Annotated in this window: 24 protein-coding genes; 15 read left to right on the forward strand and 9 right to left on the reverse strand. The window is 61.0% G+C overall.

What is annotated here, in order from left to right; all coding sequences use genetic code 11:
- The first annotated feature begins 29 nt into the window (after positions 1-29).
- Positions 30-1,649, forward strand: coding sequence for an ABC transporter substrate-binding protein (locus MTX36_RS24705; protein WP_243622276.1), 1,620 nt, complete (start codon positions 30-32; stop codon positions 1,647-1,649).
- Between the two features lie 82 nt (positions 1,650-1,731).
- Here the strand turns inward: MTX36_RS24705 and MTX36_RS24710 are convergent, their stop codons facing one another.
- A complete protein-coding gene (locus MTX36_RS24710; RefSeq protein ID WP_243622277.1) occupies positions 1,732-2,835 on the reverse strand; it encodes an inositol-3-phosphate synthase in 1,104 nt (367 codons plus the stop codon).
- Complete coding sequence (locus tag MTX36_RS24715) at positions 2,828-3,391, reverse strand: PadR family transcriptional regulator (protein ID WP_094270514.1); 564 nt, start codon at positions 3,389-3,391, stop codon at positions 2,828-2,830. Before MTX36_RS24715 ends, MTX36_RS24710 begins: the two co-directional genes overlap by 8 nt.
- Before the next feature lie 293 nt (positions 3,392-3,684).
- On the opposite strand from MTX36_RS24715, the gene MTX36_RS24720 reads away from it, so the two are divergent.
- The 4 genes from MTX36_RS24720 to MTX36_RS24735 all read left to right on the forward strand — a co-directional run bounded on the left by MTX36_RS24720 (position 3,685) and on the right by MTX36_RS24735 (position 8,796).
- Positions 3,685-4,125, forward strand: coding sequence for a DUF5318 family protein (locus tag MTX36_RS24720; RefSeq protein ID WP_094270513.1), 441 nt, complete (start codon positions 3,685-3,687; stop codon positions 4,123-4,125).
- Positions 4,126-4,735: 610 nt separating this feature from the next.
- Entirely contained in the window at positions 4,736-6,883 is a 2,148-nt protein-coding gene (locus tag MTX36_RS24725) for a transglycosylase domain-containing protein (protein ID WP_308198251.1), read from the forward strand.
- 21 nt (positions 6,884-6,904) lie between these two features.
- Positions 6,905-8,515 (forward strand): glycosyltransferase family 87 protein, encoded by a 1,611-nt coding sequence (locus tag MTX36_RS24730; protein ID WP_243622278.1) that lies wholly within the window; start codon positions 6,905-6,907, stop codon positions 8,513-8,515.
- 80 nt (positions 8,516-8,595) lie between these two features.
- Entirely contained in the window at positions 8,596-8,796 is a 201-nt protein-coding gene (locus MTX36_RS24735) for a hypothetical protein (protein ID WP_243622279.1), read from the forward strand.
- A gap of 6 nt (positions 8,797-8,802) precedes the next feature.
- Here MTX36_RS24735 and MTX36_RS24740 read toward each other — a convergent pair whose 3' ends face one another.
- The 3 genes from MTX36_RS24740 to MTX36_RS24750 are packed head-to-tail and all read right to left on the reverse strand — an operon-like array spanning position 8,803 to position 11,531.
- Positions 8,803-9,564 carry a DUF4190 domain-containing protein gene (locus MTX36_RS24740; protein WP_243622280.1) on the reverse strand — a complete coding sequence of 254 codons (762 nt, stop codon included), beginning with the start codon at positions 9,562-9,564 and terminating at the stop codon, positions 8,803-8,805.
- Between the two features lie 48 nt (positions 9,565-9,612).
- Positions 9,613-10,197 (reverse strand): GNAT family N-acetyltransferase, encoded by a 585-nt coding sequence (locus tag MTX36_RS24745; RefSeq protein WP_243622281.1) that lies wholly within the window; start codon positions 10,195-10,197, stop codon positions 9,613-9,615.
- The gene (locus MTX36_RS24750) at positions 10,194-11,531 is read right to left on the reverse strand and encodes a glycosyltransferase family 87 protein (RefSeq protein WP_243622282.1); all 1,338 of its coding nucleotides are present in this window, start codon (positions 11,529-11,531) and stop codon (positions 10,194-10,196) included. Before MTX36_RS24750 ends, MTX36_RS24745 begins: the two co-directional genes overlap by 4 nt.
- Before the next feature lie 137 nt (positions 11,532-11,668).
- Here MTX36_RS24750 and rpsF point away from each other — a divergent pair, with 137 nt between their 5' ends.
- The 6 genes from rpsF (at position 11,669) to MTX36_RS24780 (ending at position 16,095) form a co-directional block, all read left to right on the forward strand.
- Positions 11,669-11,956: a 30S ribosomal protein S6 gene (rpsF, locus tag MTX36_RS24755; protein ID WP_003941237.1), complete on the forward strand. Its 288-nt coding sequence runs from the start codon at positions 11,669-11,671 to the stop codon at positions 11,954-11,956.
- Positions 11,957-12,021: 65 nt separating this feature from the next.
- Positions 12,022-12,555: a single-stranded DNA-binding protein gene (locus tag MTX36_RS24760; protein ID WP_094270507.1), complete on the forward strand. Its 534-nt coding sequence runs from the start codon at positions 12,022-12,024 to the stop codon at positions 12,553-12,555.
- A 39-nt stretch (positions 12,556-12,594) separates the two neighbouring features.
- Complete coding sequence (rpsR, locus tag MTX36_RS24765) at positions 12,595-12,837, forward strand: 30S ribosomal protein S18 (protein WP_003941245.1); 243 nt, start codon at positions 12,595-12,597, stop codon at positions 12,835-12,837.
- Between the two features lie 18 nt (positions 12,838-12,855).
- The gene (rplI, locus tag MTX36_RS24770) at positions 12,856-13,308 is read left to right on the forward strand and encodes a 50S ribosomal protein L9 (RefSeq protein ID WP_243622283.1); all 453 of its coding nucleotides are present in this window, start codon (positions 12,856-12,858) and stop codon (positions 13,306-13,308) included.
- Between the two features lie 503 nt (positions 13,309-13,811).
- On the forward strand, positions 13,812-15,203 hold the full coding sequence (gene dnaB / locus MTX36_RS24775) for a replicative DNA helicase (protein WP_094270505.1): 1,392 nt from the start codon (positions 13,812-13,814) through the stop codon (positions 15,201-15,203).
- A gap of 421 nt (positions 15,204-15,624) precedes the next feature.
- Positions 15,625-16,095, forward strand: coding sequence for a hypothetical protein (locus tag MTX36_RS24780; RefSeq protein ID WP_243622284.1), 471 nt, complete (start codon positions 15,625-15,627; stop codon positions 16,093-16,095).
- A gap of 109 nt (positions 16,096-16,204) precedes the next feature.
- Here MTX36_RS24780 and MTX36_RS24785 read toward each other — a convergent pair whose 3' ends face one another.
- Positions 16,205-17,203: a hypothetical protein gene (locus tag MTX36_RS24785; RefSeq protein ID WP_243622285.1), complete on the reverse strand. Its 999-nt coding sequence runs from the start codon at positions 17,201-17,203 to the stop codon at positions 16,205-16,207.
- 194 nt (positions 17,204-17,397) lie between these two features.
- On the opposite strand from MTX36_RS24785, the gene MTX36_RS24790 reads away from it, so the two are divergent.
- Entirely contained in the window at positions 17,398-18,069 is a 672-nt protein-coding gene (locus tag MTX36_RS24790; protein WP_243622286.1) for a DNA alkylation repair protein, read from the forward strand.
- Positions 18,070-18,424: 355 nt separating this feature from the next.
- On the forward strand, positions 18,425-19,768 hold the full coding sequence (locus tag MTX36_RS24795) for a beta-propeller fold lactonase family protein (protein ID WP_243622287.1): 1,344 nt from the start codon (positions 18,425-18,427) through the stop codon (positions 19,766-19,768).
- Between the two features lie 16 nt (positions 19,769-19,784).
- On the opposite strand, the gene MTX36_RS24800 is transcribed toward MTX36_RS24795, so the two are convergent.
- On the reverse strand, positions 19,785-20,537 hold the full coding sequence (locus MTX36_RS24800) for an IclR family transcriptional regulator (protein WP_279394985.1): 753 nt from the start codon (positions 20,535-20,537) through the stop codon (positions 19,785-19,787).
- A 197-nt stretch (positions 20,538-20,734) separates the two neighbouring features.
- Here MTX36_RS24800 and MTX36_RS24805 point away from each other — a divergent pair, with 197 nt between their 5' ends.
- Positions 20,735-21,502 carry a CoA transferase subunit A gene (locus tag MTX36_RS24805; protein ID WP_176459521.1) on the forward strand — a complete coding sequence of 256 codons (768 nt, stop codon included), beginning with the start codon at positions 20,735-20,737 and terminating at the stop codon, positions 21,500-21,502.
- On the forward strand, positions 21,499-22,164 hold the full coding sequence (locus MTX36_RS24810; protein ID WP_243622289.1) for a 3-oxoacid CoA-transferase subunit B: 666 nt from the start codon (positions 21,499-21,501) through the stop codon (positions 22,162-22,164). The genes MTX36_RS24805 and MTX36_RS24810 overlap by 4 nt, the downstream gene beginning before the upstream one ends.
- A gap of 5 nt (positions 22,165-22,169) precedes the next feature.
- Here MTX36_RS24810 and MTX36_RS24815 read toward each other — a convergent pair whose 3' ends face one another.
- Entirely contained in the window at positions 22,170-23,030 is an 861-nt protein-coding gene (locus MTX36_RS24815; RefSeq protein WP_243622290.1) for a winged helix DNA-binding domain-containing protein, read from the reverse strand.
- Positions 22,975-23,364 (reverse strand): DNA glycosylase AlkZ-like family protein, encoded by a 390-nt coding sequence (locus MTX36_RS24820; protein WP_243622291.1) that lies wholly within the window; start codon positions 23,362-23,364, stop codon positions 22,975-22,977. The genes MTX36_RS24815 and MTX36_RS24820 overlap by 56 nt, the downstream gene beginning before the upstream one ends.
- Positions 23,365-24,128 lie beyond the last annotated feature (764 nt).

Genomic DNA, 24,128 nt, shown 5'->3' on the forward strand with positions numbered 1-24,128 from the left:
TTCTGCAAGTCCACTGTGAGGGAACAGATATGACTCGAACAAAACGGGTGAGGTTCGGAAAGTTGGTGGTAGCTACGGTCACAAGCGGAATGTTGCTTGCCGGCTGTGCGGGGGGAGCGAATCAAGAAGCTGAAAATGCCGGTAGTTCAAAGGAATCCGGAAGCGTTCAAGTTTCCGGGATTCTCGGAGGTCAAGGAAATGGGGGTACGTCCGTCGCCGGTGGCGCCCTGACATATGCGTCGTATGCTCCGGTGGTCAGCCTGGACCCGGCCAAGACGCAGGTCACCGGCGCTACCGGTGGTACCGAATTGGCGGCGATCTACGACCTGTTGATGCGGTACAACGCAGAAACCGGAAAGTACGATCCGCAGCTGGCGAAGGGCCTGGACGAGAGTGCCGACAACCTCACGTGGACGTTGACTCTGCGCGAGAACGTCAAGTTCAGTGACGGCACCCCGCTCGACAGTGCCGCGGTGGTGGCAAGTATCAATCGGTACAACACGAAACGTGGTGCCAACAACGAAATCTGGACGTCCACTGTCAAGAGTGCCGAGGCGGCCGGTCCGTCGTCGGTGGTATTCACGCTGAATCGGCCGTGGGCTGAGTTCCCGGCGATGCTGAGCTTCGGCCACGGCGTCATCGTTGCGCCGAGTTCGTATGCAGCGGAACCGTTCACGCCGGTCGGTGCGGGCGCGTTCACGGTGGAACGCTTCTCGCCGCCAGATGAGTTGGTTCTGGCGTCGAAGCCCGATTATTGGGGTGGCGCACCGAAATTGGATCAGGTGAAGTTCGTATCCATTCAAGGTGAGCAGGCCAAGATCGACTCCCTCGCCACCGGCGGCGTTCAGATGGCGTATCTGCGCAACTCCGAGACGGTCGAGGTAGCCAAGGGCAAATTCCCCGGATATGCCGAGTTCATCAGTCTGTCGATGGTCGGCCAGATCAACAATCGTGTCGGACATCCGGGCGCAGACGTACGGGTTCGTCAAGCGATGAACTACGCGATCGACCCGGCCGTTCTCGATCAGCGCGCTCGCGGCGGAAAGGGAATGCCGGGAAGCGAGATATTCCAGCGGTGGTCCATGTGGCACAACGGCATCGCGCCAATCGGCCTTGATCCCGCGAAGTCCCGTGAACTGCTCGACGCTGCAAAGAAGGACGGCTACGACGGGCACGTCACCTATCTCGGCACGCAGGATCCCAACGGTCAAGCTGCAGCTCTGGCAGTGCAGGCGATGCTGCAGTCGGTGGGATTCACCGTCACCGTCGAGTACGCGGCGAGTACCGCCGACATGGTGAAGCGCCTCTACGCCGATCACAACTACGACTTGGCCCTCGGGGGCAACGGACTCCTCGACGCTGCGCCGTTCCTACGTCTCTACTCGGCGCTGCACAGCACCTCGGCGAATAACACTGTCGGCGTTGCCAGCCCGGAGGTAGATGCCATGCTGGATGCGATTCAGGCAGCCGGCAATGGTGAGGACAAGAAGGCCGCGTTGGCTGATCTGCAGACGCTGTTCAACGAACAGGTGCCGATCATGGTCTGGGGAGCCGGTGCCAACTTCGTGCCGTGGAGTGAGAACGTCTACGGACTCATGCCGAGCCTGGACAGCATCATTCTGCTGGACGAGGCCTGGATCAAGAAGTAGTCCTGCACAGCAAAAGTGGCCCGCACCAATCGGTGCGGGCCACTTTTGTGTCGAGACTTAAGCTCGTCGGCGCGGCGTCTGGCTACGCCTCATCGGCTCCGATGATGAACGCTTCGAGCTCGATGCGAGCCTTGTCGTCAGCCATCTGGACCGGCGGGGACTTCATCAGGTAAGCGGAAGCCGGGTAAACCGGTCCACCGATGCCGCGGTCCTGGGCGATCTTGGCTGCGCGGACGGCGTCGATGATGATGCCGGCAGAGTTGGGCGAATCCCAGACCTCGAGCTTGTACTCCAGGTTCAGGGGAGCGTCGCCGAAGGCGCGGCCTTCGAGGCGGACGTATGCCCACTTGCGGTCGTCGAGCCACTCCACGTAGTCCGAGGGACCGATGTGGACGTTGCGGTCGTGAACCTTGCCGGCGAGAGCGCCGGTGAGGTTCGAGGTGACGGCCTGGGTCTTGGAGACCTTCTTGGATTCCAGACGCTCACGCTCGAGCATGTTCTTGAAGTCCATGTTGCCGCCGACGTTGAGCTGGTACGTGCGGTCCAGTACGACGCCACGGTCTTCGAACAGCTTCGCCATCACGCGGTGGGTGATGGTTGCGCCGACCTGGCTCTTGATGTCGTCGCCGACGATCGGGACGCCGGCGTCCTTGAACTTGGCAGCCCACTCCGGGTCGGAGGCGATGAAGACGGGCAGTGCGTTGACGAAGGCGACGCCTGCGTCGATGCAGCACTGAGCGTAGAACTTGTCAGCAGCTTCGGAACCGACGGGCAGGTAGGACACGAGGACGTCGACCTTGGCGTCCTTGAGTGCCTGAACTACGTCGACGGGCTCGGCGTCGGACAGTTCGATGGTCTCGGAGTAGTACTTTCCGATGCCGTCGAGTGTCGGGCCGCGCAGGACGGGGATGTCGAGCGGCGGGACGTCAGCGATCTTGATGGTGTTGTTCTCGCTGGCGAGGATTGCCTCGGAGAGGTCGAAGCCGACCTTCTTGGCGTCCACGTCGAAAGCGGCAACAAACTGCACGTCGCGGACGTGGTATTTGCCGAACTTGACGTGCATGAGGCCGGGAACGGTGGCCGTCTCGTCCGCATCCTTGTAGTACTCGACGCCCTGAACCAGGGACGAGGCACAGTTACCCACGCCCACAATTGCTACGCGCACCGCGGTGCTGTTCTCACCCATGGTCGGGCTCTCCTTCTTTCTGGGAAATTCCTGTTGTCGATTGCTCAGCTGCGATCAGTTCGTTGAGCCAACGCACTTCGCGTTCACTCGACTCGAGTCCGAGCTGGTGGAGCTGGCGGGTATATCGGTCCAGCGATCCGCTGGCCCGGCCGACGGCGTCGCGAAGCCCTTCGCGGCGCTCTTCGACCTGGCGTCGCCTGCCTTCGAGGATCCGCATCCGCGCTTCTGCGGGGGTGCGACTGAAGAAGGCGAGGTGAACGCCGAAGCCGTCGTCGGTGTAGTTCTGCGGTCCCGTGTCGGCGACCAATTCAGTGAACCGCTGCCGGCCTTCCGGAGTGAGCTTGTAGACGCGACGCGCCCGACGCTTGAGCGTGCCGGTGGCGTTGTCGACGTCTTCCGAGATCAATCCGTCGGCCTGCATGCGCCGAAGCGCTGGGTACAGCGATCCGTACGAAAACGCACGGAATGCGCCGAGCAGACCGGTGAGCCGCTTGCGCAGCTCGTATCCGTGCATCGGTGACTCGAGGAGCAGCCCGAGAATTGCGAGTTCGAGCAACTGACACCTCCCGAGTCTGTGGACCTAACCGCTTGATGCGATGTCTAACTATATCGCGCCGATATATAAAACCACACACTTGGCCGCTATGTGTACCAAGTTGTCACGGATAGATCCGTAACAAATGTGTGATTTTGGGGGGTTTTCCGTACGTTTGGCCGCGAACGCGATTGTGGAGAACTCACAGGTGGACTTCATCTCCGCTGGTAGCGCCCAATCGTCGAGTGAAAATGTGTTCATCGTGACCCTCCCGAACAGTCCGCTGCCTCCCCGACGCACGTACTCTGGTCAGGGTGCGGATACAGCGGCAAGTTGTGGACTACGCGCTCGCGCGTCGGTCCGTGCTGGCTGAGGTGTCTGCGGGTAGGACCGGTGTCAAGCAGGTGTGTGACGCCGATCCGTACCTACTCAGAGCCGCGAAGTTCCACGGCCGGGGCAGTGATGTTCTCTGTCCCATTTGCCGTAAGGAACAGTTGACGCTCGTGTCCTGGGTGTTCGGCGAGAAGCTCGGCCAAGTTTCGGGATCAGCCCGTACGACGGACGAGCTCGCTCGGCTTGCGGAGACAGCAGAGGAGTTCACGGTGCACGACGTAGAAGTGTGCCGTTCCTGCAGCTGGAACCACTTGGTGCAGTCCTATGTGCTCGGCGCAGTCCCTGCGCCGCCGCGACCGCGGCGAGCACGTCCACCGAGCAGACGAGAGCAGTCTGTGAGCCGGCGCACCGCCAGCGAGTAACGCCACACCCGACGAAGGGCCCGATCTAAGTCTCATGTGATCGGTCCATGACCACTGGAGATTTGATTTCGTGAGTTCCCCCACCAACAACCCCGACGATCGCCCCGTGGGGCCAGGTCGCCCGCAGCAAGGCCGACAACCAGGCCCGCCGCCTCAGGGCCGCCCACAGCAAGGTCCTCAGCAGGGCCGCCCGATGGGTCCGCCGCAGGGACGTCCGATGGGTCCCCCGCCGCAGGGACGTCCGATGGGTCCGCCGCAGCAAGGTTCGCAACAGGGACGTCCGCAACAAGGCCGTCCGCAGCAAGGTCCTCAGCAGGGCCGCCCGATGGGTCCGCCGCAGGGCCGCCCGATGGGCCCGCCGCCGCAGGGCCGTCCGCAGCAAGGCGCACAACAAGGTCGCCCGCCGCAGAATCGCCCCGCTCCGGGTGGCGAACCGACACAGCGCGTGGCAGCAGCAGCGACTCCTCGTCTCGATAAAACCGCCGCAACAACCCGCACGAATGCCGGCGGGCGTCCACCGGCCGGCCCCCCGCCGACGAAGCCGCCGACAGGCGGTTCCGGTGGTGGCGACGGCACTGGTGGTCGACCTCCGAAGGGACAGAAGGACGCTGTGAAGAAGAAGTCGAAGTGGCGCACAGTTCGCCGCTCGGCGTATGTGTTGGTGGCGCTCGGCATGGTGTTGCCGGTTCTCGCTTTCATGGCGGCGTACATCGTGCAGGACGTGCCCAAGCCAGGTGACCTCAAGACCAATCAGGTTGCGACGATCTTTGCGTCGGACGGAAGCACGGTGATCAGCACCGTCGTTCCGCCGGAGGGTAACCGCACCGAGGTTCAGCTCGATCAGATTCCGGTTCATGTGCGCAACGCAGTGCTTGCTGCCGAGGATCGGGACTTCTACACGAACCCCGGATTCTCCGTTTCCGGTTTTGCGCGTGCGGCCCGTGACAACGTTCTGGGACGAGACAGCGCCGGTGGTGGATCGACGATCACTCAGCAGTACGTCAAGAAGGCGCTGGTCGGTTCCGAGCGTTCGTTGACGCGAAAGATGAAGGAACTCGTCATCGCGTCGAAGATGGCAAACGAGTGGTCCAAGGACGACATTCTTGCGGCGTATTTGAACACCATTTACTTCGGTCGTGGTGCGTACGGCATCGGGGCCGCGTCGAATGCGTACTTCGGTAAGCCAGTCGATCAGCTGACAGTCGAGGAAGGTGCCGTCTTGGCGTCGTCGATTCAGCTGCCGTCACTGCTTGACCCGGAGAACAATCCGACTGGCGCGGAATCGCGTTGGAATTACGTGCTCGACGGCATGGTGACCGCCGGAACGTTGGATCAGGCATCGCGCGCGCCGATGAAGTATCCCGCCTACGTTCCACTTGCTCAGGTAGACAACGGAAGCCAAGGCACCACGGGGCCCGAGGGTCTGATCAAGAATCAGGTTCTCCGTGAGCTGACGGATGCCGGCATCGACGAGCAGTCGCTCAATACCGAAGGCCTGCAGATCACTACGACCATCGACCCGACGGCTCAGGCCGCGGCGATGGACGCGGTGCGCTCCAACATGAAGGGTGAGCCGGACGATCTGCGGACCGCAGTCGTGTCGGTCGATCCGCGTAACGGTGGCGTCAAGGCCTACTACGGCGGCGAGGACGGAATCGGTTACGACTTCGCCAATGCCGGCTTGCAGACGGGGTCGTCGTTCAAGGTATTCGGTTTGGCAGCAGCCCTGGATCAGGGCATTCCGCTGTCGCAGATGTATGACAGCTCGCCGCTGACGATCAACGGCATCTCGATCGGCAACGTCGAAGGTGAAAGCTGTGGAACCTGCACCATTGCAGAGGCTCTCAAGCGTTCGCTGAACACCAGCTTCTACCGTCAGATGCTCAGCCTCGACGGCAACGGCCCGCAGGAAATCGCGGACATCGCGCACAAGGCCGGTATCCCGGAGAACATTCCGGGAGTCGGCCCGTCGCTCACCGAGTCGGACGGTACCGGCCCCAACAACGGAATCGTTTTGGGCCAGTACCAGTCTCGGGTGCTGGATATGGCGTCGTCGTATGCGACTCTCGCAGCGTCCGGTACCTTCCACGCTCCGCACTTCGTGGAGAAGGTCGTCGCGGCTGACGGAACAGTTCTCCTGGACCGTGGAACGCCGGAGGGTGAGCAGCGGATCGATCCGGCTGTCGCCGACAATGTGACGTCGGCGATGCAGCCCATCGCGGGTTACTCGAACGGTCATAACTTGGCCGGTGGGCGTCTGTCGGCGTCGAAGACGGGTACGGCCCAGCTCGGTGACACGGGTGCGAACAAGGATGCCTGGATGGTCGGTTACACGCCTTCGCTGTCGACGGCAGTGTGGGTCGGTACGACGGACGGTCAGGCCATCACCAATTCGAACGGCGGAATGATCTACGGTTCCGGTCTGCCTTCCGATATCTGGAAGGACACGATGGACGGCGCGCTCGACGGTACGGACAACGAGAAGTTCCCGAAGCCGGGCAAGATCAACGGTCAGGCTGGTGGTGTTCCCGAGTACACGGCTCCGGCTCCGCCGAAGACAACTGCTCCGTCGACGACTTCGGCGCCGCCGACAACAACAACGCAGCCGCCGGTGGTCGTGACGACCACGAATATCGAGATATTGCCGGGTATCACGATTCCGGTACCCGGAGTGGCGCGTCCCTCGACAACAACCCCGGAGTCGGGCGCGGAGACAACTACCGAGGAGACTCCGGCAGGTGTGAGTCCCGGACAGTAGTTGAGGCGGTAGCCTCGCGGAGTGGCCGCCAATGTAGATGACGCCGATCCGACAACTCCGGCAGAACTTCGGACTTCCGAATCCCCTGCCCCGTTGGCGGAGGATGCGCGGTCAGCTGATTGGCGTGATGTTCCGAGTCGGAACGATCCGATGGTGTCTGCACTGTCGGGAACCGTCGGTGGTCCGGTCGGTCGGCATGCGCTGATCGGCCGGACCCGTTTTTTTACGCCGATGCGGGTAATCCTGCTGTTGGCCGTGGTGTTTTTGGCGATGGGTTGGTCGACGAAAGCTGCGTGTATTCAGCAGGCGCCGTTCGGTGATCAGGGCCAGATGGGTCTGGACTGGAGTGGCTCCCGTCAGTACGTCGCGTTGTGTTATTCGGACACGGTGCCGTTGTATGGCGCGGAGCGACTCGATCAGGGCGCGTTCCCGTACAAGAAATCGTGGGAAGAGACTCGCGGCGACGGTTCGATTCAGACGCGGTACATGGAGTATCCGGTGTTGTCGGGGCTCTATCAGTACGGCTCGATGAAGGTCGCGAAGGCGTGGGATTCGATCACGTGGCTGCCGGGCGCAATTCAGGTGGCGCTGTACTTCAACGTGGTCGCTTTCGGTTTGGCTTTGGCATGGTTGGTGACGGTGTGGGCGAGCACGCTCCTGGCGGGCCGACGCGTGTGGGACGGCGCGATGGTCGCGTGTTCGCCGTTGGTGATCGTGCATGTCTTCACGAACTTCGATCCTTTGGCGACGGCGTTCGCGATGGGTGGTTTGTTGGCGTGGGCGCGTAAGCGGCCTGTTCTGGCGGGCATCTTGTTGGGGTTGGGTGGCGCGGCCAAGCTGTATCCGCTGTTGTTGCTCGGACCGTTGTTGGTCTTGTGTCTGCGTACCGGCAAAACTCGTGAGTGGCTGGTGACGGCGCTCAGTGCCGTCGCGGCGTGGCTTGCGGTGAACCTGCCGATCGCGGCTTTGTTCCCCAATGGGTGGTACGAATTCTTCCGTCTCAATTCGGAGCGCGGGGCCGATCCCGATTCGATTTACAACGTCATCATGTCGTTTACGCCCTGGACGGGTCTGGACGGTCCGCTTGCGCAGGGTGAGTCACCGTCGAACCTCAACGCAGTCTCGTTCGTTCTGTTTGCCGTGGTGTGCGTCGGCGTCGGATATGTCGCTTTGACGGCGCAACGACGCCCTCGCGTCGCGCAATTGTGCTTCTTGTTGGTTGCGGGCTTCCTGCTGACCAACAAGGTGTGGAGCCCGCAGTACTCACTGTGGCTGGTTCCGCTGGCCGTTCTGGCCTTGCCACATCGTCGGTTGCTTCTTGCTTGGATGACTATCGACGCGTTGGTGTGGGTTCCGCGGATGATGTATTACCTCGGTGTCTCCAACAAGGGACTGCCCGAGCAGTGGTTCACCGGAACAGTCGTGATCCGAGATATTGCCGTTCTGGTTCTGTGCGCGGTGGTGCTGCGCCAGATCTACCGTCCGGACGAGGACTTGGTGCGGTACGGGTTCATCGACGATCCGGCCGGCGGCGTCCTCGATCAGGCGCCCGACAAGCAGCCGTCGTGGTTCCCACGTTGGTTGCGTCCGGCACAGCCGCAAGTGAAAGAGGCCGAGCTTCAGCCGGCGTAATTCACCATTCTTCGAGATCGCGTCCACAGTCTGCAGTTGTGGAATGTGAGAATCCGTTTGCTCAGCTGACGGCCTATCCCGTGCGTGTCAACGACGCTCAGTTCGCGGGCAGTGCCAACATGATTGCCGGCAGTGGCCCCGACAAGACAATTCGCTTGTGGGGCACCGATCCGGACGCTGTTTCCGCAGGGATCTGCAGCAGCGCCGGAACCCTCATCGCCGAGAAGGAGTGGGAGCGTTATCTTCCCGGTGTGCCGTACCGAGATCTGTGTGGGTCCTGACGGAACTCAGTTCAGCCACACTTCGACGGCCGATTCGCTTCCCAGCTCAGATCCACCGTCCAGGATCACTAATCCGTTGGGACTGAGCTGGTAGGTGACATCGCCGTTGCGGACGGCGAAACCTTCTCGGGTGCGGATCGGATCGTCGAGTTCGATTACTGCTCCGTCACTGAGCCTCTCGCCCTTGTAGTAGTAGCGGCCGACGCCGGTTTCACAAACCACGATTCGTGAACCGGTGGTGATCGCAACAGCGACGGCCGGGTTGTTCGCGTTGCAACTCGGTCCGTTGGAGATGAATCCCTGACGGTCCGAGCCGGTGACGGTGGGTAGCGGGCCGGAGGCGGTGGTTGCGCGTGGCGCAGTTGTTGTTGCTCGCGGCACAGTCGTCGTCGCGCGGGGCGGAGTTGTGGTCGCGCGGGGCGCTTGCGGCGTGGTCGCAGAGTAGGAGAGGGCCCTGCTGCTGGGCCGGTTGTTGTTTGAGTTTGCATCATCGACGACCGCGGCAAAGATGGCGATCCACAGGATGAAGAAAAGTATGCCGAGCCCCGTGAAGATGTATCCGAGGATCAGGCCGGCGAGCGCGAGCCCGTCGCCCTGTTCACCGGTTCGTTTGATCTGACTGCGCGCGATGTGTCCGAAAACTATGCCCAGGGGGGCGAACAGGAACGCGAACACCATCGCCAGGATGGCAAGCGTGTTCATCGGTCGGGGTTGCCAATTCTGGGGGTACTGCTGCTGCGGGTATCCGTATCCGCCCTGTTCGCTCATGCCCTGATTTTGCGACACGAAGCCCGGCAAAGCGGGCAACCGGGCTGATTAGGTGCGGACGCGTCGTTCCAATTGCGGTGCGATTGCCGGCCAATCCTCGTCCGTCATCGCAAACAAGGCAGTTGTACGCCAGCTTCCGTCCAGGCGCTGGCGGTGCTTGCGCAGGAGGCCTTCGAGCTGCGCACCTAGCTTCGCGATTGCTGCGCGTGACTGTTTGTTGAACTCGTCGGTGTGCCATTCGACGCGGACGGCCGCCAGATCGTCGAAGGCCCGGCGCAGCAGAAGTAGCTTCGATTCGGGGTTGATGCCGGTTCCCTGAGTGGCCTTCGACAGCCAGGTGTAGCCGATTGCGAGACTGCGATGAGTGGGGTCGATCTGGTAGAACGACGTTGTACCCACTACTGCGCCCGTCTTGACTGCTACCTGCGCAAAAGCCACGCGGTCCGGGTTTTCCGACGCGGCATTGATGTACGCGATTGCGTCGGCGCGAGTGTCGATCGGTGCGGCCGTCCACTGGAAGATGCTCGGGTCGTCCGACGCGATCACCAGAGCGTCGGCGTGCTCGTGGCCCAACGGTTCGAGGCGAACGTGCTCGCCCGTCAACGTCGGTGATCCGAACCAGGATTCGGTCATCGTGCGTGCTCCAAGGTTGGTTGATCCGTGTCGGCTCCTGTCCCGGCCAACGGATAGCGCAGCGGCACCCGCAGGAACAGGAAGAAGAACACGATAAGCAATACGACGTGGCCCCACACACTTGCCTGTACGACGGCCTCGTATTTACTCGGATCGAAGTTCATGTCCAGTTGGTAGAAGTAGCGGAAGATGCCGATTCCCAGCGCCGCATCCGCCAGCAGATATGCCGCAATCCAGAACCAGCGAATCTTGAACAACACCAGGAATGGCAGCAGCCACAGCGTGTACTGGGGTGAATTCACCTTGTGCAGCAAGATGAATCCACACAGCATTGCGGCGCTCACGGCGATCCACGGGAAATAGCCGTCGCGAAGGTACCGTCGCCAACCCAGGTACATCGCCAACGCGAACGACGCCAGGACCATCAGTGGGGACGCGATGTTCACCAGAGCGTCGTAATCCGCATTGAGCTCACGGACGCCGAAGCCGTAGAACGGTCGCAACCCCCAGAACCACACCGAGTTGGTGGTGATGTCGGCGCTGCGTTTCTCCTGGAAACTGAACGACGCCCGCCACCCGTCGTAAGAGATGAGAGCGAACGGGAGGTTGACGAGGACGACGGTCATCACTGCCGCGCCCGCCGTCATCAAGGCACCGCGGACGTCGTATTTCTTGCCTTCGGTCCCACGCAGCAGTACATAGGCGACGAGTGGGAGAACAAAGATCCCCGGATACAGCTTCAAGCAGAACCCGACGGCCAGGATGATCGACGCCAGAATCGCTCGCGTTCGAAAAGGAATGCGCTCGAAGGTCATCAGGAAAATCGCACCGACGGTCGTCGCCACCACCGGCAGGTCCCAGTTGTGGAACGAGTACAGCACCAACGGCGGTGTGGCCGACCAGATCAGGGCGTACCCACCGCTCATCCGGCCCAGCATCCAGGCGGTCAGGAGGCCGAACGGTGCCAGGATCAACGCCGAATGGAGGAGGAACTCAGCGTCGTTGTGGGAGCCGATTCCGCCCAGCCACATCAGGATTCCGCTCAGTACCGGATATTCGACGGTTCCGCCGTAGAGGAAACCTTCGGGCGTGATGCCGCCGGTGATGAAGGGGAAGAGGTGTTGGTCGATGCCGCGTCCGAGCCACAGCAGCTGGATGTCGGAGTAACAAACATCGACGTTCTTGTTGATGTCGAAGCTCGAGCTTCGACCGTCCGGCGCGAAGGGCGCGCCGGCGCATCGTGCCTTGTTGAAGTAGCCCAGGGTCATGGCCAGTCCGCAGAGACCGACGACGAGCGTCAGGATCGACGCCGATGTTTTTCGGTCCGTTCGCATAGGCCAACCCTAGGTGGTGCGATTTCCCTGGTCAGCGGCACCTCGTGTAACCTACGAGGGTTGCTGACGCAACGACCCTCCTGCCACGGATAGTCCGTGGCCGTTTTCACTTAGTCCACAGGAGGTGATGAGGTCTTATGCGTCATTACGAATTGATGGTCATCCTTGACCCCAGCCTGGACGAGCGCACTGTCGCTCCTTCACTGGATACGTTCCTCAATGTTGTGCGCCAGCACGGCGGCACGATCGACAAGGTCGATGTCTGGGGTAAGCGTCGTCTCGCCTACGAGATCCTGAAGCATGCTGAAGGTATCTACGCGGTGATCGACATCAACGCCACTCCCGCCACCGTCGCTGAGCTCGATCGTCAGCTCGGTCTGAACGAGTCGGTTCTGCGCACGAAGGTTCTGCGCCACAACAAGTAATTTCTGTCGGTAGCGGGCTCTAACCTCGCACCCAACAGACTTACATCAAATGCAGGAGGAACCACATGGCTGGCGACACCATCATCACCGTCATCGGAAACCTGACGGCTGATCCTGAGCTTCGTTTCACCCCGGCGGGTGCTGCGGTTGCAAACTTCACGGTTGCATCCACACCCCGCACCTTCGACCGTAATTCCAATGAATGGAAAGACGGCGATGCGCTGTTCATGCGTTGCAACATCTGGCGCGAAGCAGCCGAGAACGTCGCGGAGAGCTTGACCCGTGGTTCACGAGTAATCGTGAGCGGTCGGCTCAAGCAGCGTTCGTACGAAACTCGTGAGGGCGAAAAGCGAACAGTCGTCGAGCTCGAAGTTGACGAGATCGGTCCTTCCCTGAAGTACGCCACGGCAAAGGTCAACAAGGCCAACCGTGGTGGCGGCAGTGGTGGGGGCGCGGGCGGCAACTTCGGAGGTTCCTCCGGCGGATCGGGTGGCGGACGTCCGGCTGCTGCACCTTCCGGTGGAGACGATCCTTGGGGCAGTGCGCCTCAGGCTTCGGGCTCCTTCGGTGGCGGCGGCAACGACGAACCGCCTTTCTGATCCGTACCTGATCAGGGACATCCAGAAAAGAGCAAAGACATGCCGAAGCCGCCCTTGCGCGACAAGGTTATGAAGAAGAAGGTCTGCACCTTCTGTAAAGAGAAGAACACGCAGATCAACTACAAGGACACGACGTTGCTGCGTAAGTACGTCAGCGACCGCGGAAAGATCCGTGCTCGTCGTGTCACCGGCAATTGCGTCCAGCATCAGCGCGACGTTGCCATTGCCGTCAAGAACTCACGTGAGGTAGCACTGCTGCCTTACGCCACCGTGGCTCGCTAAGGAAAGGGAGGAAAGAACATGAAGCTCATCCTCACCGCTGACGTGGACAACCTCGGTGCGCCTGGCGACACCGTCGAGGTCAAGGACGGCTACGGCCGTAACTACTTGCTCCCCCGCCGGCTGGCAATTGTCGCTACCCGTGGCGCCGAGAAGCAGGTCGAAGGCATCCGTCGTGCACAGGAACTGCGCGCAGTGCGCGGCCTGGATCACGCCAAGGAGCTCAAGGCTGCAATTGAAGCACTCGATGTTTCGCTGACGGTCAAGACCGCCAGTGGCTCGGGCAAGCTCTTCGGTTCGGTTACCGCTGCTGACGTCGCTGCTGCGATCAAGGCTGCCGGTGGACCGGTCCTGGACAAGCGCACCCTCGTGTTGCCGAAGGCTCACATCAAGAACACGGGCAAGCATGCCGTGGTCGTGAACCTGCACCCCGATGTGGTTGCCAAGTTCAACCTGAACGTCGTTGGCGCATAGTCAACTGGTTCTTCGGTCGAGCTCTGCACATTTCGGTGTGCGGGGCTCGACCTTTTTGTGCCGCGTCTTTGTGGCGGACGGCTCGAAATCGGGTTGGGGATAACCGTCACAGTGTGACGTTCAGCTTCGGCGATCGGTGATGATTCGGGCTCCGCAACACGCCCGACACGCCGACGCGCCGACTGTGGAGAAAATTTTTTCACTAACAGGTGTGCGAATTTGCTCACATACATCTACCTGGTGTTATGAGAGAAACTTACAAAGTTGTCCCCAGGTTATCCACAGATCGTGCACACAGTTTTTCAGGAGTTTCCACAATTACTCCACAGATTTATCCACAGGCCGGTTTGTTTGTGGGTTGACGAGTCCCTAACGTCGTCTCGGCGTCTATCTACAGACCGGCCGGTCTCCGGCCTTGGATGTCGGTCGGGGCGGGTACAAATAGAGGGGACGCTGCGATTTTCTTGCAGCGTTGTCGAGTGTTTTACGGGAAGGTCTCTCTGATGGCTGTTGTAGATGATCGAGGACCTTCCGACTACCCCGGTCCCCCCGAATCCGAGCCGGATCAGGAATTCGGGCGCCAGCCACCCCAGGACATGGTGGCCGAGCAGTCCGTTCTCGGCGGCATGCTCCTCAGTAAGGACGCCATCGCTGACGTCCTCGAGGTGCTGAGGCCGGGCGACTTCTACCGGCCCGCCCACCAGTCCGTCTACGACGTGATCCTGGACCTTTACAGCCGTGGTGAGCCTGCCGACCCCGTCACTGTCTCCGCCGAGTTGGACCGTCGCGGCGAACTGCGCAAAATCGGTGGCGCTTCCTATCTGGTGACGCTCACCCAGACAGTGCCCACCGCAGCCAACGCTGCCTTCTATGCCGAGATCGTGGCCGAAAAATCGGTGCTACGACGCCTCGTCGACGCCGGCACCCGCATCGTTCAATACGGTTACGCCGGCACCGACGGCCAGGATGTTGCCGAGGTTGTCGACCGTGCGCAGGCCGAAATCTTCGAGGTCACCGAGCGTCGCACTACCGAAGACTTCGTGCCCCTCACCGAACTCCTGCAGCCGACGATGGACGAGATCGACTCCATCGCCAGCCGCGGCGGCATCTCGCTCGGTGTGCCCACCGGGTTCAAGGATCTCGACGAAATCACCAACGGTCTGCACCCGGGTCAGATGATCATCGTGGCGGCCCGACCTGGAGTCGGGAAAAGTACGCTTGGAATGGATTTTTTGCGATCCTGCTCCATTACGCACGGCATGGCCAGCGTTATGTTCTCGCTGGAAATGAGCAAAACCGAGATCGTGATGCGTCTGCTTTCCGCAGAGGCGAAGATCAAGCTCGGTGACATGCGCTCCGGCAAGATGACCGACGACGACTGGACCAAGCTCGCGCGTCGCATGAGTGAGATCAGTGAAGCGCCGCTCTTCATTGACGACTCCCCCAACCTCACGATGATGGAAATTCGCGCAAAAGCGCGGCGGCTCAAGCAGAAACACGATATTCGTCTGATCGTCATCGACTACCTGCAGCTGATGAGCTCGGGTAAAAAGGTCGAGTCGCGCCAGCAAGAAGTCTCGGAATTCTCGCGAAGCCTCAAGCTTCTGGCCAAAGAGCTCGAAGTTCCCGTGGTCGCGATCTGTCAGCTGAACCGTGGTCCGGAACAGCGAACTGACAAGCGCCCCATGGTATCTGACCTTCGTGAATCGGGATCGCTCGAGCAGGATGCTGACATGGTGATCCTGCTGTATCGCCCCGATGCGACTGAGCGTGACGACCCTCGTGGTGGTGAAGCCGACCTGATTCTCGGTAAGCACCGTAACGGTCCGACCGCGACAATCACTGTGGCACACCAACTTCACCTGTCGAAGTTCGTGGATATGGCACGCGGCTAGCTCGATCGATCGGTTCGGTCTCGTATCGTTCTCAAATGGCTCAACTCGTGAAGCGGGTTGGGCCATTTCAATTTGCTGACTGGAGTTGGTGAGGGTCGTTTGGGTTCCAGATTGGTCGTCGTAAATTTCTAGTGGGAGCTGCACGTCTGGCTAGAACAGAGTCGCCAAACGCTCGAGGTCGCCACCGATGGTGCTGCCCCGGAGACCCCGGGATGCAATGCCGGCGGTAGCCTCGGCATTAACTTCGGAAGCGTGGGCAACGTGATCAGGTCCGCATCCTGACTGCCGGGCTGCGCTGAAGTGCCTCGATTGAGTCAGGATTGAGCAGCCCTTTCGCGGCGCTCGCTCGAGTGATGTGCTGGATATGTCATCCCCGGCCTTCGGAGCCGGATTGGACCATCCAAGTATCGAGGAAGGCGCCATGACCACGATCCATCTACACCAAACGACCACCGCGACGCCCGAACAGGTCCTTGCCGGCCTGACGGACTTCGGCCCCGGTCGCGAGGAAATCTTCGGCAATAGCGCAGACAGCTACCTCAAGGTGCACCACGAGGGCCCCCATGACGCGGATGTCACGGAGGGCTCGAGTGGCATCTGGGAACGGCTGCACTACGACTGGACCGACCCCCATCGTGTCCAGATGACGACCACCGACTCCAACTTGTGGGGCGGTGCGTCGGGCCACACCTACACTCTCACGCAGCAACCGTCGGGTATGACCGAAGTCGACGCCGTTGTGGTCCGCGATGGCAAGAACGTCAAGGGGCGGATGCTCGCGGCCGTGCTCAGCCTCTTCGGCACCCGCGTCCTGGGAAAGCAGTTCAAGAAGTCCGTCGAGGCTATCGAAGCCCGCAACGGCGGCGCGAGTGGAAAGCGCCCGCAGGCGTGAGAAGGCCGGAGTGAAGGGCTGCATGAAGATTCGTGCGAACCATCAACCGTGGGCAGCGGGATTGCATCGGTCGTGATGGGCGAAAGGTGCTGCACTGCAGCCTTTGACGTCAGCTGTCTCCGTCGTGAGTAAGGCTGCGTGCAGCGTTCCAAGCCACGCCGAGTGAGAATTGGTTCGAGGCGCCGTAGTACTGCATAGCTTCGGCTACTCGGCGGCGGCCTGTTCGGGGAGTCAATCCCAGAGCGACTGACGCGGCTTCCATCGTTATACCCGAATTCATCAGGTGCAGTATGGGGTCCCACGGGTTCTCCCATTTTTGGTCCTTATGTCCGGTGACCGGTACTGCTTCTTCCCAGAGGCGGTTGTAGATCCAGGTCATGGTGTCCGCGAGTGTGGGTGAGTGGATGGCCATCATGCCGGTAGGCCAGGCCTGGCCCCAGGAGAAGGGGATTCCGACGCTCTTGTGGTCGAGTATCCAGAAGAAGCTCGGCGGGTTCGGGTGCATCCGGACTTGTGAACCGGCCTTGATTTCAATCGCGATTTGGTTGCGCCCCAACTCGGACGCGGCATCGGTAGTGCTGACGATGAGGCGGATGTCGTGGTTGGGTTGGGCGTTTTTCTCCCAGTACGATTCGGGGGCATTCTGGTCGCGGAGGATCGTGTACAGCGGGGTGGTGTCGGGCATGCATGTGTAGGAGGTTCGGGGCCTTGAGCGCGCGGCCTGCAGTCCGTACAGGTCCTGGGGTGCGCGCGGCCCACGTGTCACGTCGATGGGTAGACCTTGGACGTCGGAGTCGCCGTGCTGCCAGGCCTGGAGTAGCTGCGGCAGCGTGTCGAGTAGGTTTTGCGTCTTGGCGATCTTCTCGTCGAGGTCCTGCGTCATGCTGGTCAGCATGCGGTGGGTGGCGTCGGCGACGGTGGCGTCAGGGCGACGGTAGGTGATGACTCCGTCTGCGAGAGAGAGGAATCCGAGTTCTTCGAGGCGTGCTACTTCCTGCTCCGTCGTATCGACGGAACTGCCTGTGGCGTCGGCAAGTTCGGCGACGGTGTTTATCCGGCCGCGTAGCGCGATGTCGAGGAATTCTGCCAGTTCGGTGGGCATATTCAAGTGAGGGCTCCTTCGTCGGGGTATTCTCCAGGCGCTGCCTGTGAACGACGTCTGGCCGAATGCGTCCATATCTGCATAATGGCCATAAAGTGCACTATAGCCGTATCGCCACCAAAATTGGCTGTTCCGCGGGCTCTGTGGTTGATCGTGATTTCCTTGTAGGCAACTCTCGCACGTATGGACAGGAGGCCGAGATGACCGAGACGACAGTGTCCGAGGTGATGGCCGAGTTGGCTGCGCTCGAAGATCCGAAGGTACGCAAGGTAAATGAGAAACGCGGTGACGATCACGGTGTCAATCTCACTAAACTGCGTGGGCTCGCGAAGCGGCTGAAAACGCAGCAAGAACTTGCGCGCCGGCTTTGGGACACGAAGGACACCGCAGCCAGACTGCTGACGATTCTGATCTGCCGCCCCAAGTCGTTCACGCGGGACGAGTTGGACGCCATGTTGCGCGAGGCGCGCACCCCTAAGGTGCATGACTGGCTCGTGAACTACGTCGTGAAGAAGAACCCGTACGCGGAAGAGTTGCGCGTGGTCTGGTCGGCTGATCCGGACCCAGTGGTTGCGTCTGCCGGGTGGGCGCTGACCACCGAACGAGTGGCGAAAAAGCCTGAGGGCCTTGATCTTTCTGGACTTCTCGACGTGATCGAGACGGAGATGAAAGATGCGCCGGATCGCCTGCAGTGGGCGATGAATCACTGCCTGGCTCAGATCGGGATCGAGCACCCCGAGTATCGCGCCCGTGCAGTCGATATCGGTGAACGTCTGAGGGTGCTCGAGGATTACCCGACTCCTCCGAACTGCACTTCTCCGTTCGCGCCCATCTGGATCGCCGAGATGGTGCGTCGACAGAACGATAAGTAGAAAGGTTCGCGCGCCGCTATTGCGATTGTCACCGTCGAAATCTTCGGATTGGGCTCAGTGGCGGCGCTGGTGTGCTACGCGCAAGCGAAGCAATCATCGACGAAACACGTTCCACGCTAAGAGCTTTGGGATTGGATGGTTCCGATGTTGTGATGTTGCAGTTAATTTCGGGCCTGGATGTGATTGGTGGACAACGTGATATCCCGACGAGATGGAGGACGGCACCCACGCCGACGGCCGGGAGCTGTCGGCCGACAATTGTGGTCAATGTCCGATACATTCTGTGCGTGGTGACGTCTCGTGGCCATTGCGCACCTTGACAGGGCGCGAGGATGCACGAAAGGCGTAGCACCCTATGGTCACCATCGAACGGTTTCACCCGCCCACGCGCTGGTCTCGGGCTGCGGTGGCACTCGGAGCAACCGCTCTCGCTGTCACCATGACTCTCGGCTCTGCGGTTGGCCCGGCATCTGCGGATACCGTCACGGCCACCGTCCAGGTCGGTGAGGCTCCGCTCGGGATAGCGATCACGCCGGACGGTTCGCGCGCGTACGTCACCAACATGGACGACGGCACGGTGTCGGTGATCGATACGTCCACCAACGGGGTCATCGGCGAGCCCATCGAGGTCGGCGCGCTTCCGACGGGGATTGTGCTCAGCCCCGACGGTTCACATGCGTACGTCACCGACAATGGAAGTGACACGGTGTCGGTGGTCGAAACCGCCACGAACACCGTCTCGGCCACCATCCGGGTCGGCGGGGGACCTTCAGGCGTAGCGATAACTCCCGACGGTTCCCGCGCGTACGTCACCAACATGGACGACGGCACTGTGTCGGTGATCAGGACTGTCGGCAACACCGTCATCCGCACGATTGGTGTCGGCTCTGCGCCGGTTGGGATCGCGATCACGCCGGACGGTTCGCGCGCGTACGTCACCAATATGGCGAACGGCACGGTGTCCGTGATCTGGACTGCCGGCAACACCGTCATCCGCACCATTGGTGTCGGCTCGGCGCCGGTCGGGATCGCGGTTGCCCCCGATGGCGCACATGCCTACCTCGCAGATGGACAACGCAACGTGGTGTCGGTCATCGATACCGCCAGGAATATCGTCACGGATACTGTCTGGGTGGGCGACCGGTCCGTCGGGGTGGCAATCACCCCGGATGGAGCACGCGCGTATGTCGCCGACCCGGAACGCAATTCGGTGTGGGTGATTGATACCGCCACGAACAACTTCGTCGGCACCATCCCTGTCGGCGGTGATCCGGCCGGGGTGGCAATCACCCCCGATGGCGGGCGCGCTTACATCACCAACACTGACACCGACTCAGTGTCGGTGATCAGGATCGAGCAAGCGCCGACCTTGGCCGGTACGCCGCCCAACGGGGTCGTCGACAAGCCCTACAACTACGCCTTCGCCGTCACCGGGCAGCCCGCTCCCGTGACGGTCAGGGTCAGCGCCGGCGTATTGCCCACCGGACTCACACTGAGCGAGTCCGGTGTTCTGTCCGGAACCCCAATCAAGCGGGGGAAGTTCGGCTTCACTCTGACCGCAACGAACAGCATCGGCGTAGTGAATTTGACTACGGCACTCGAAGTCACCGATACGGCTTTGCCGACAGGATCATTCGGGTCGCTAGGTTCCCTCGGGTCGACCGGGAGTTTCGGGTCGACCGGGAGCTTCGGATCTTGAATCAGTGTCCTGAACTCTAGTCGGCGGTCCCCGTTCTCAGTTGCGTCGACAGCTTGTGGGCATGTTCGAGAAGTAAGGTTCCCAGTTCGGTGATCCGTTCGCGGCGAAAGCGTGTCTCGACCCCCGTCAAACTGAGGGCCCAGGCAGGACGCCCACCCCGATCGAATACGGCCGCGCCGACGCCCCAGCTTGCTTCGACGATGAGTGCGGGATTTACCGAATAGCCGGTGGTGCGAGTCAAGGCGATTCGGCGGCGGATTGCATCCTCGCTGTGGCCTCCTCCGAACGCGACTGCAAGGTCCTTTCGGCTGAAATAGTCATTGACGTCGCCCGCCGGCATGTGACTCAGGATCGCCAGACCGGCCGACGCGACACCGAGTGGAAATCGCTTTCCTTCATGGAGCACATGGGATCTCAGAGGAAAGCTACCTTCTTGGGACAGCACGCACACGGTCTCGTCGCCGCGTCGTGCCGAGAGAAATGCGCTTTCTCCGGTGGCGCTGGCCAACTCGTCAAGAACGCTGCGAGCGTAGTCGATGATGTCGTACCGGTGTCCTGCAGCTGCGCCCAACAAGTACAACTCGGGGCCCAATGACCAACGTCCGTTCTTCGTATCGCGATCCACCAATCCCTCGGCAGCCAAAGAGGCCAATAGGCGATGTGTCGTCGGACGAGCAAGATCGGCCATCTTGCTCAGTTCGGTCGTTGACGCCCCCGCAGGTTCCGACGCGGCGACTGCCCGCAGAACGGCGGCCACGCGAGCGACCATGTGGGGAGGCTTCTCTCGAGATGTCACAGGCCCATCCTAGCGTTCACTGACTGAACGTATTTCTAGATATTGCTCAACCATCGACCAATATTGACCCGGTACTAGCCTGAGTATTGATCTGTTTACCTGGTCATAGTTCAATCGGATGAACCTGAAATAGTGCGTTCACTCAATGGACGCAAGATTGGAAGCAGAAGATGGCAACGAAGATGTACGAGTCCGCTGCTGATGCGGTCGCCGACATCGTCGACGGCGCCACGTTGGCCGTCGGCGGATTCGGATTGTGCGGTATCCCCGACTCGCTGATCAATGCGATCGCCGCAACGACTGTCACAAACCTCGAAGTGTTCTCCAACAACTGTGGCGTTGACGATCACGGGCTCGGAATCTTGCTGTCCGCTGGTCGAATTCGGCGAGTAACCGCGTCGTATGTCGGCGAGAACAAGGAATTTGCGCGTCAGTATCTGGCCGGTGAACTCGAAGTGGAACTGACACCGCAAGGCACCTTGGCAGAGCGCCTTCGCGCCGGCGGTACCGGAATTCCGGCGTTTTTCACTCCCGCTGGTGTGGGCAGTCCGATCTCCGAAGGTGGAATGCCCTGGCGGTACGACGCCGACGGTTCTATCGCTATTTCATCCCCGCCCAAGGAAACTCGTGTCTTCGGAACCAAGCGATATGTTCTCGAAGAAGCGATCAACACCGACTACGCGCTCGTGCACGCTCTATTGGGTGACACCGAGGGGAACCTCGTTTTCGACAAGACTGCGATGAACTTCAATCCGCTCGCCGCGATGGCCGGTCGGGTAACCATTGCTCAGGTGGAGCGCCTCGTCGAACCGGGCGAGATCGATCCGGCGTCAGTGCATCTACCGGGTGTGTTTGTGCAACGTGTCGTGCACACCGGGCCTCAGAACAAGCGAATCGAAAAGCGAACCGTCAGCGCTTCGGAAGGAGTCACACGATGAACGCACCTGTGGCAGTTGCAGGTTGGACTCGTCAGGACATGGCTGCCCGTGCGGCAGCCGAGATGATCGACGGCGAATACGTAAACCTCGGGATTGGCCTTCCCACACTGATTCCCGGATACCTTGGTTCGGATGTTCGAGTGGTCCTGCACTCGGAGAACGGAATTCTTGGCACCGGTCCGTACCCGACTGAAGACAATGTCGACGCCGATCTCATCAATGCCGGCAAAGAGACCGTCACGGTCAATCCCGGTGCGGCCTACTTCGATTCCGCTCTGTCCTTCGGCATGATCCGCGGCGGTCACATCGACACCGCAGTGCTCGGTGGCATGCAGGTCTCACGTACCGGTGACCTCGCGAACTGGATGGTGCCGGGGAAGATGGTCAAGGGCATGGGCGGTGCGATGGACCTCGTTCACGGCGCCCGTCGCGTGATTGTGGTCATGGAACACACTGACCGCGAAGGTAATCCGAAGATTGTCGACGCCTGCACTCTGCCGCTGACCGGCCAGGGCGTCGTGGATCGGATTATCACCAACCTTGCAGTCATCGACGTAGTCGACGAAGGATCCCTGGTATTGCGTGAACTCGCACCCGGTGTCACCGTTGCTGATGTTGTTGCCGCCACCGGGGCCGAGCTGACGATAGAACTTTCGCAGTAAGGAGTTCACGGCTGTGGGTAGGGGCTGACCGACTCCGATTTCATGCTGGGTGAGTTGTATCCGGTGCCGATTTTGACGCCGACCAGCCACTCGGACAGCCGTGCAGCCTCTGTGTCCAGGGCGTGTTTCGCTGGGGAGGAAACGGTTTCGAGTAACCGAACCTGTACGACGCCGGCGTCGTCTTGGATCCAGCAGCCTACGGCCCGTCCGTTCACCCAGGCTGTTGTGCCTGCGTTGCCGCGATTGTCGAAGAGTTGGTTGCGGTGTGGGCCCAGGTAGAAGTCGCGGCCTTTCCAGCCCATGATCGACGGGTCGAGTACCGGTAGTAGTGCCACCCACGGGCCTGGATCGGCTACCTCGTCGAGGTCGTCGGGTAGCAGCCAACCGGTGCCGCCATCATCGAGCGAGACGGAGACGGCGTCGAGTTCGGCAAGCGCCGTGCGCACCACTGTCTTAGTGGACCCGAGCCACCACACGATGTCGTCTTCTGTGCCGGGACCGAAGGTGTACAACCAGCGGCGAATGATTTCTCGGTATCCGTCGACGGCGCTGCCTCGGGAAGAAGCGTCGTCAAGCCAGTGCTGGGTGAGAGTCCATCGTGCACGCGCGGTGGGGAATCGGCCGACGTTTGTCCCGCGCACAATGTCGGCGGTCGCGCCGAGATGGGTGAGAACCCTGGGTGCAGACCAGATCTCACCCGATGTTCCTGAGACCTTCACATCGATCATCGGCACTGCCTGACGGACGTCGAGAGCCGAAAGGCCTTCGGGTGCATCGGCGAGCAGTGCAAGGACCTCTGCCCGGGCGCGATCAAGCCAATCGTTGCCGTCGATGGCGAGGCCGGCATTCACAACATCTTTCGACATTCGCGCACGCTCGGTATTCGCGACTCGGGCCGACGCGCTTGCCTCGGGCGGCAGATAGCAGATCGCGGGGGAATGCGAAAAGGGTACGGCGCATTGCCAATTGCTTCACAATGGTGCGTTCTTCGTACAGGGTTCGATCGATGTCAGTGATGTCGACTGACTGAACACGTGCCCAGCAAGACAGGTAGACCGTCGCGGACTCGGTGGCGTGCAGAACCGTCATTGCCCGAGTTGCAGCTTCAGGTGTATCGACGCGGAAGTCCGGGGCCAAGGCATGGCGGACGGCTATCCGTGCACGCCGCTCGTTGTCGGAGACATGGCGCCTGGGGTTCATCGGATCATCGTGGCATACGTCAACCTCGGGATAACGGCATGCGGCGCCCAACCTGCATCCCGACTACTCCTTCTGCCAGTGAGAGATGGAGGGATTTACCGCCAGATCAGCAAGTGCAGAGTGGGTGACCTCGGAGGTTCGGTCCGGAGAAGCCGTGCACGTTGAAGTCGGCGCTACCGTGCGTGAACGATCGCGACCCATTACGTCACGTGACGAATTATGCGGCAATTGCTAGGGCCTGACTGTTCTCGAGGCTCCGACCAAAGTTGATGGCGTTTGGGCCGAATGCCTCGATGGGACGTCGTGGCAGCTCAGCCTGGTTTTTGGCGGACCGGTCGCCGAAGCACCTTCAAGGGGGGCCTCGGTCAACCAGGCGCTTCGAGGTTCCGGTAATCGATTCCGCAGTTGGCGGGAAGGAGGTCGTGTTGTTCGAAGATGCCGCAATTTTGCGTCCATATTGCATGAACGCCGCGCGAGTTCGGATAGGGGACGAGGGGCTGGGGAATCCGGTGTCCGGCGTCACATCGGTACGGTTTTCGGGAATTGCCGTGGTCGCGAGGGCCCTATCTGCGGCGATGATGCAACGCGGGGTGCTGACCTGCGGATTTGTTATGGCTTCACGTGTCGCGTAACTTTGTCCAAGTCAGAGCGACACGGACACCGACTCCCGCCTCACAGCGAGAGACACGAGGTTGGACGAAGTGCCTGACGAAATCCGAAGCAGTTTCCATCCTGTATGGTTGTGCTTCACCTCCAGTTCACGA

Source organism: Rhodococcus sp. ARC_M6, from assembly GCF_022810305.1.
GTDB lineage: Bacteria > Actinomycetota > Actinomycetes > Mycobacteriales > Mycobacteriaceae > Rhodococcus_F.

Coding starts and splice junctions, on each gene's coding strand:
- MTX36_RS24705 (WP_243622276.1), top strand. CDS start 30: ATGACTCGAACAAAACGGGTGAGGTTCGGAAAGTTGGTGGTAGCTACG.
- MTX36_RS24710 (WP_243622277.1), bottom strand. CDS start 2,835: ATGGGTGAGAACAGCACCGCGGTGCGCGTAGCAATTGTGGGCGTGGGT.
- MTX36_RS24740 (WP_243622280.1), bottom strand. CDS start 9,564: ATGAGCGAACAGGGCGGATACGGATACCCGCAGCAGCAGTACCCCCAG.
- MTX36_RS24745 (WP_243622281.1), bottom strand. CDS start 10,197: ATGACCGAATCCTGGTTCGGATCACCGACGTTGACGGGCGAGCACGTT.
- MTX36_RS24750 (WP_243622282.1), bottom strand. CDS start 11,531: ATGCGAACGGACCGAAAAACATCGGCGTCGATCCTGACGCTCGTCGTC.
- rpsF (WP_003941237.1), top strand. CDS start 11,669: ATGCGTCATTACGAATTGATGGTCATCCTTGACCCCAGCCTGGACGAG.
- MTX36_RS24760 (WP_094270507.1), top strand. CDS start 12,022: ATGGCTGGCGACACCATCATCACCGTCATCGGAAACCTGACGGCTGAT.
- rpsR (WP_003941245.1), top strand. CDS start 12,595: ATGCCGAAGCCGCCCTTGCGCGACAAGGTTATGAAGAAGAAGGTCTGC.
- rplI (WP_243622283.1), top strand. CDS start 12,856: ATGAAGCTCATCCTCACCGCTGACGTGGACAACCTCGGTGCGCCTGGC.
- dnaB (WP_094270505.1), top strand. CDS start 13,812: ATGGCTGTTGTAGATGATCGAGGACCTTCCGACTACCCCGGTCCCCCC.
- MTX36_RS24780 (WP_243622284.1), top strand. CDS start 15,625: ATGACCACGATCCATCTACACCAAACGACCACCGCGACGCCCGAACAG.
- MTX36_RS24790 (WP_243622286.1), top strand. CDS start 17,398: ATGACCGAGACGACAGTGTCCGAGGTGATGGCCGAGTTGGCTGCGCTC.
- MTX36_RS24795 (WP_243622287.1), top strand. CDS start 18,425: ATGGTCACCATCGAACGGTTTCACCCGCCCACGCGCTGGTCTCGGGCT.
- MTX36_RS24800 (WP_279394985.1), bottom strand. CDS start 20,537: ATGGTCGCTCGCGTGGCCGCCGTTCTGCGGGCAGTCGCCGCGTCGGAA.
- MTX36_RS24805 (WP_176459521.1), top strand. CDS start 20,735: ATGGCAACGAAGATGTACGAGTCCGCTGCTGATGCGGTCGCCGACATC.
- MTX36_RS24810 (WP_243622289.1), top strand. CDS start 21,499: ATGAACGCACCTGTGGCAGTTGCAGGTTGGACTCGTCAGGACATGGCT.
- MTX36_RS24815 (WP_243622290.1), bottom strand. CDS start 23,030: ATGTCGAAAGATGTTGTGAATGCCGGCCTCGCCATCGACGGCAACGAT.
- MTX36_RS24820 (WP_243622291.1), bottom strand. CDS start 23,364: ATGAACCCCAGGCGCCATGTCTCCGACAACGAGCGGCGTGCACGGATA.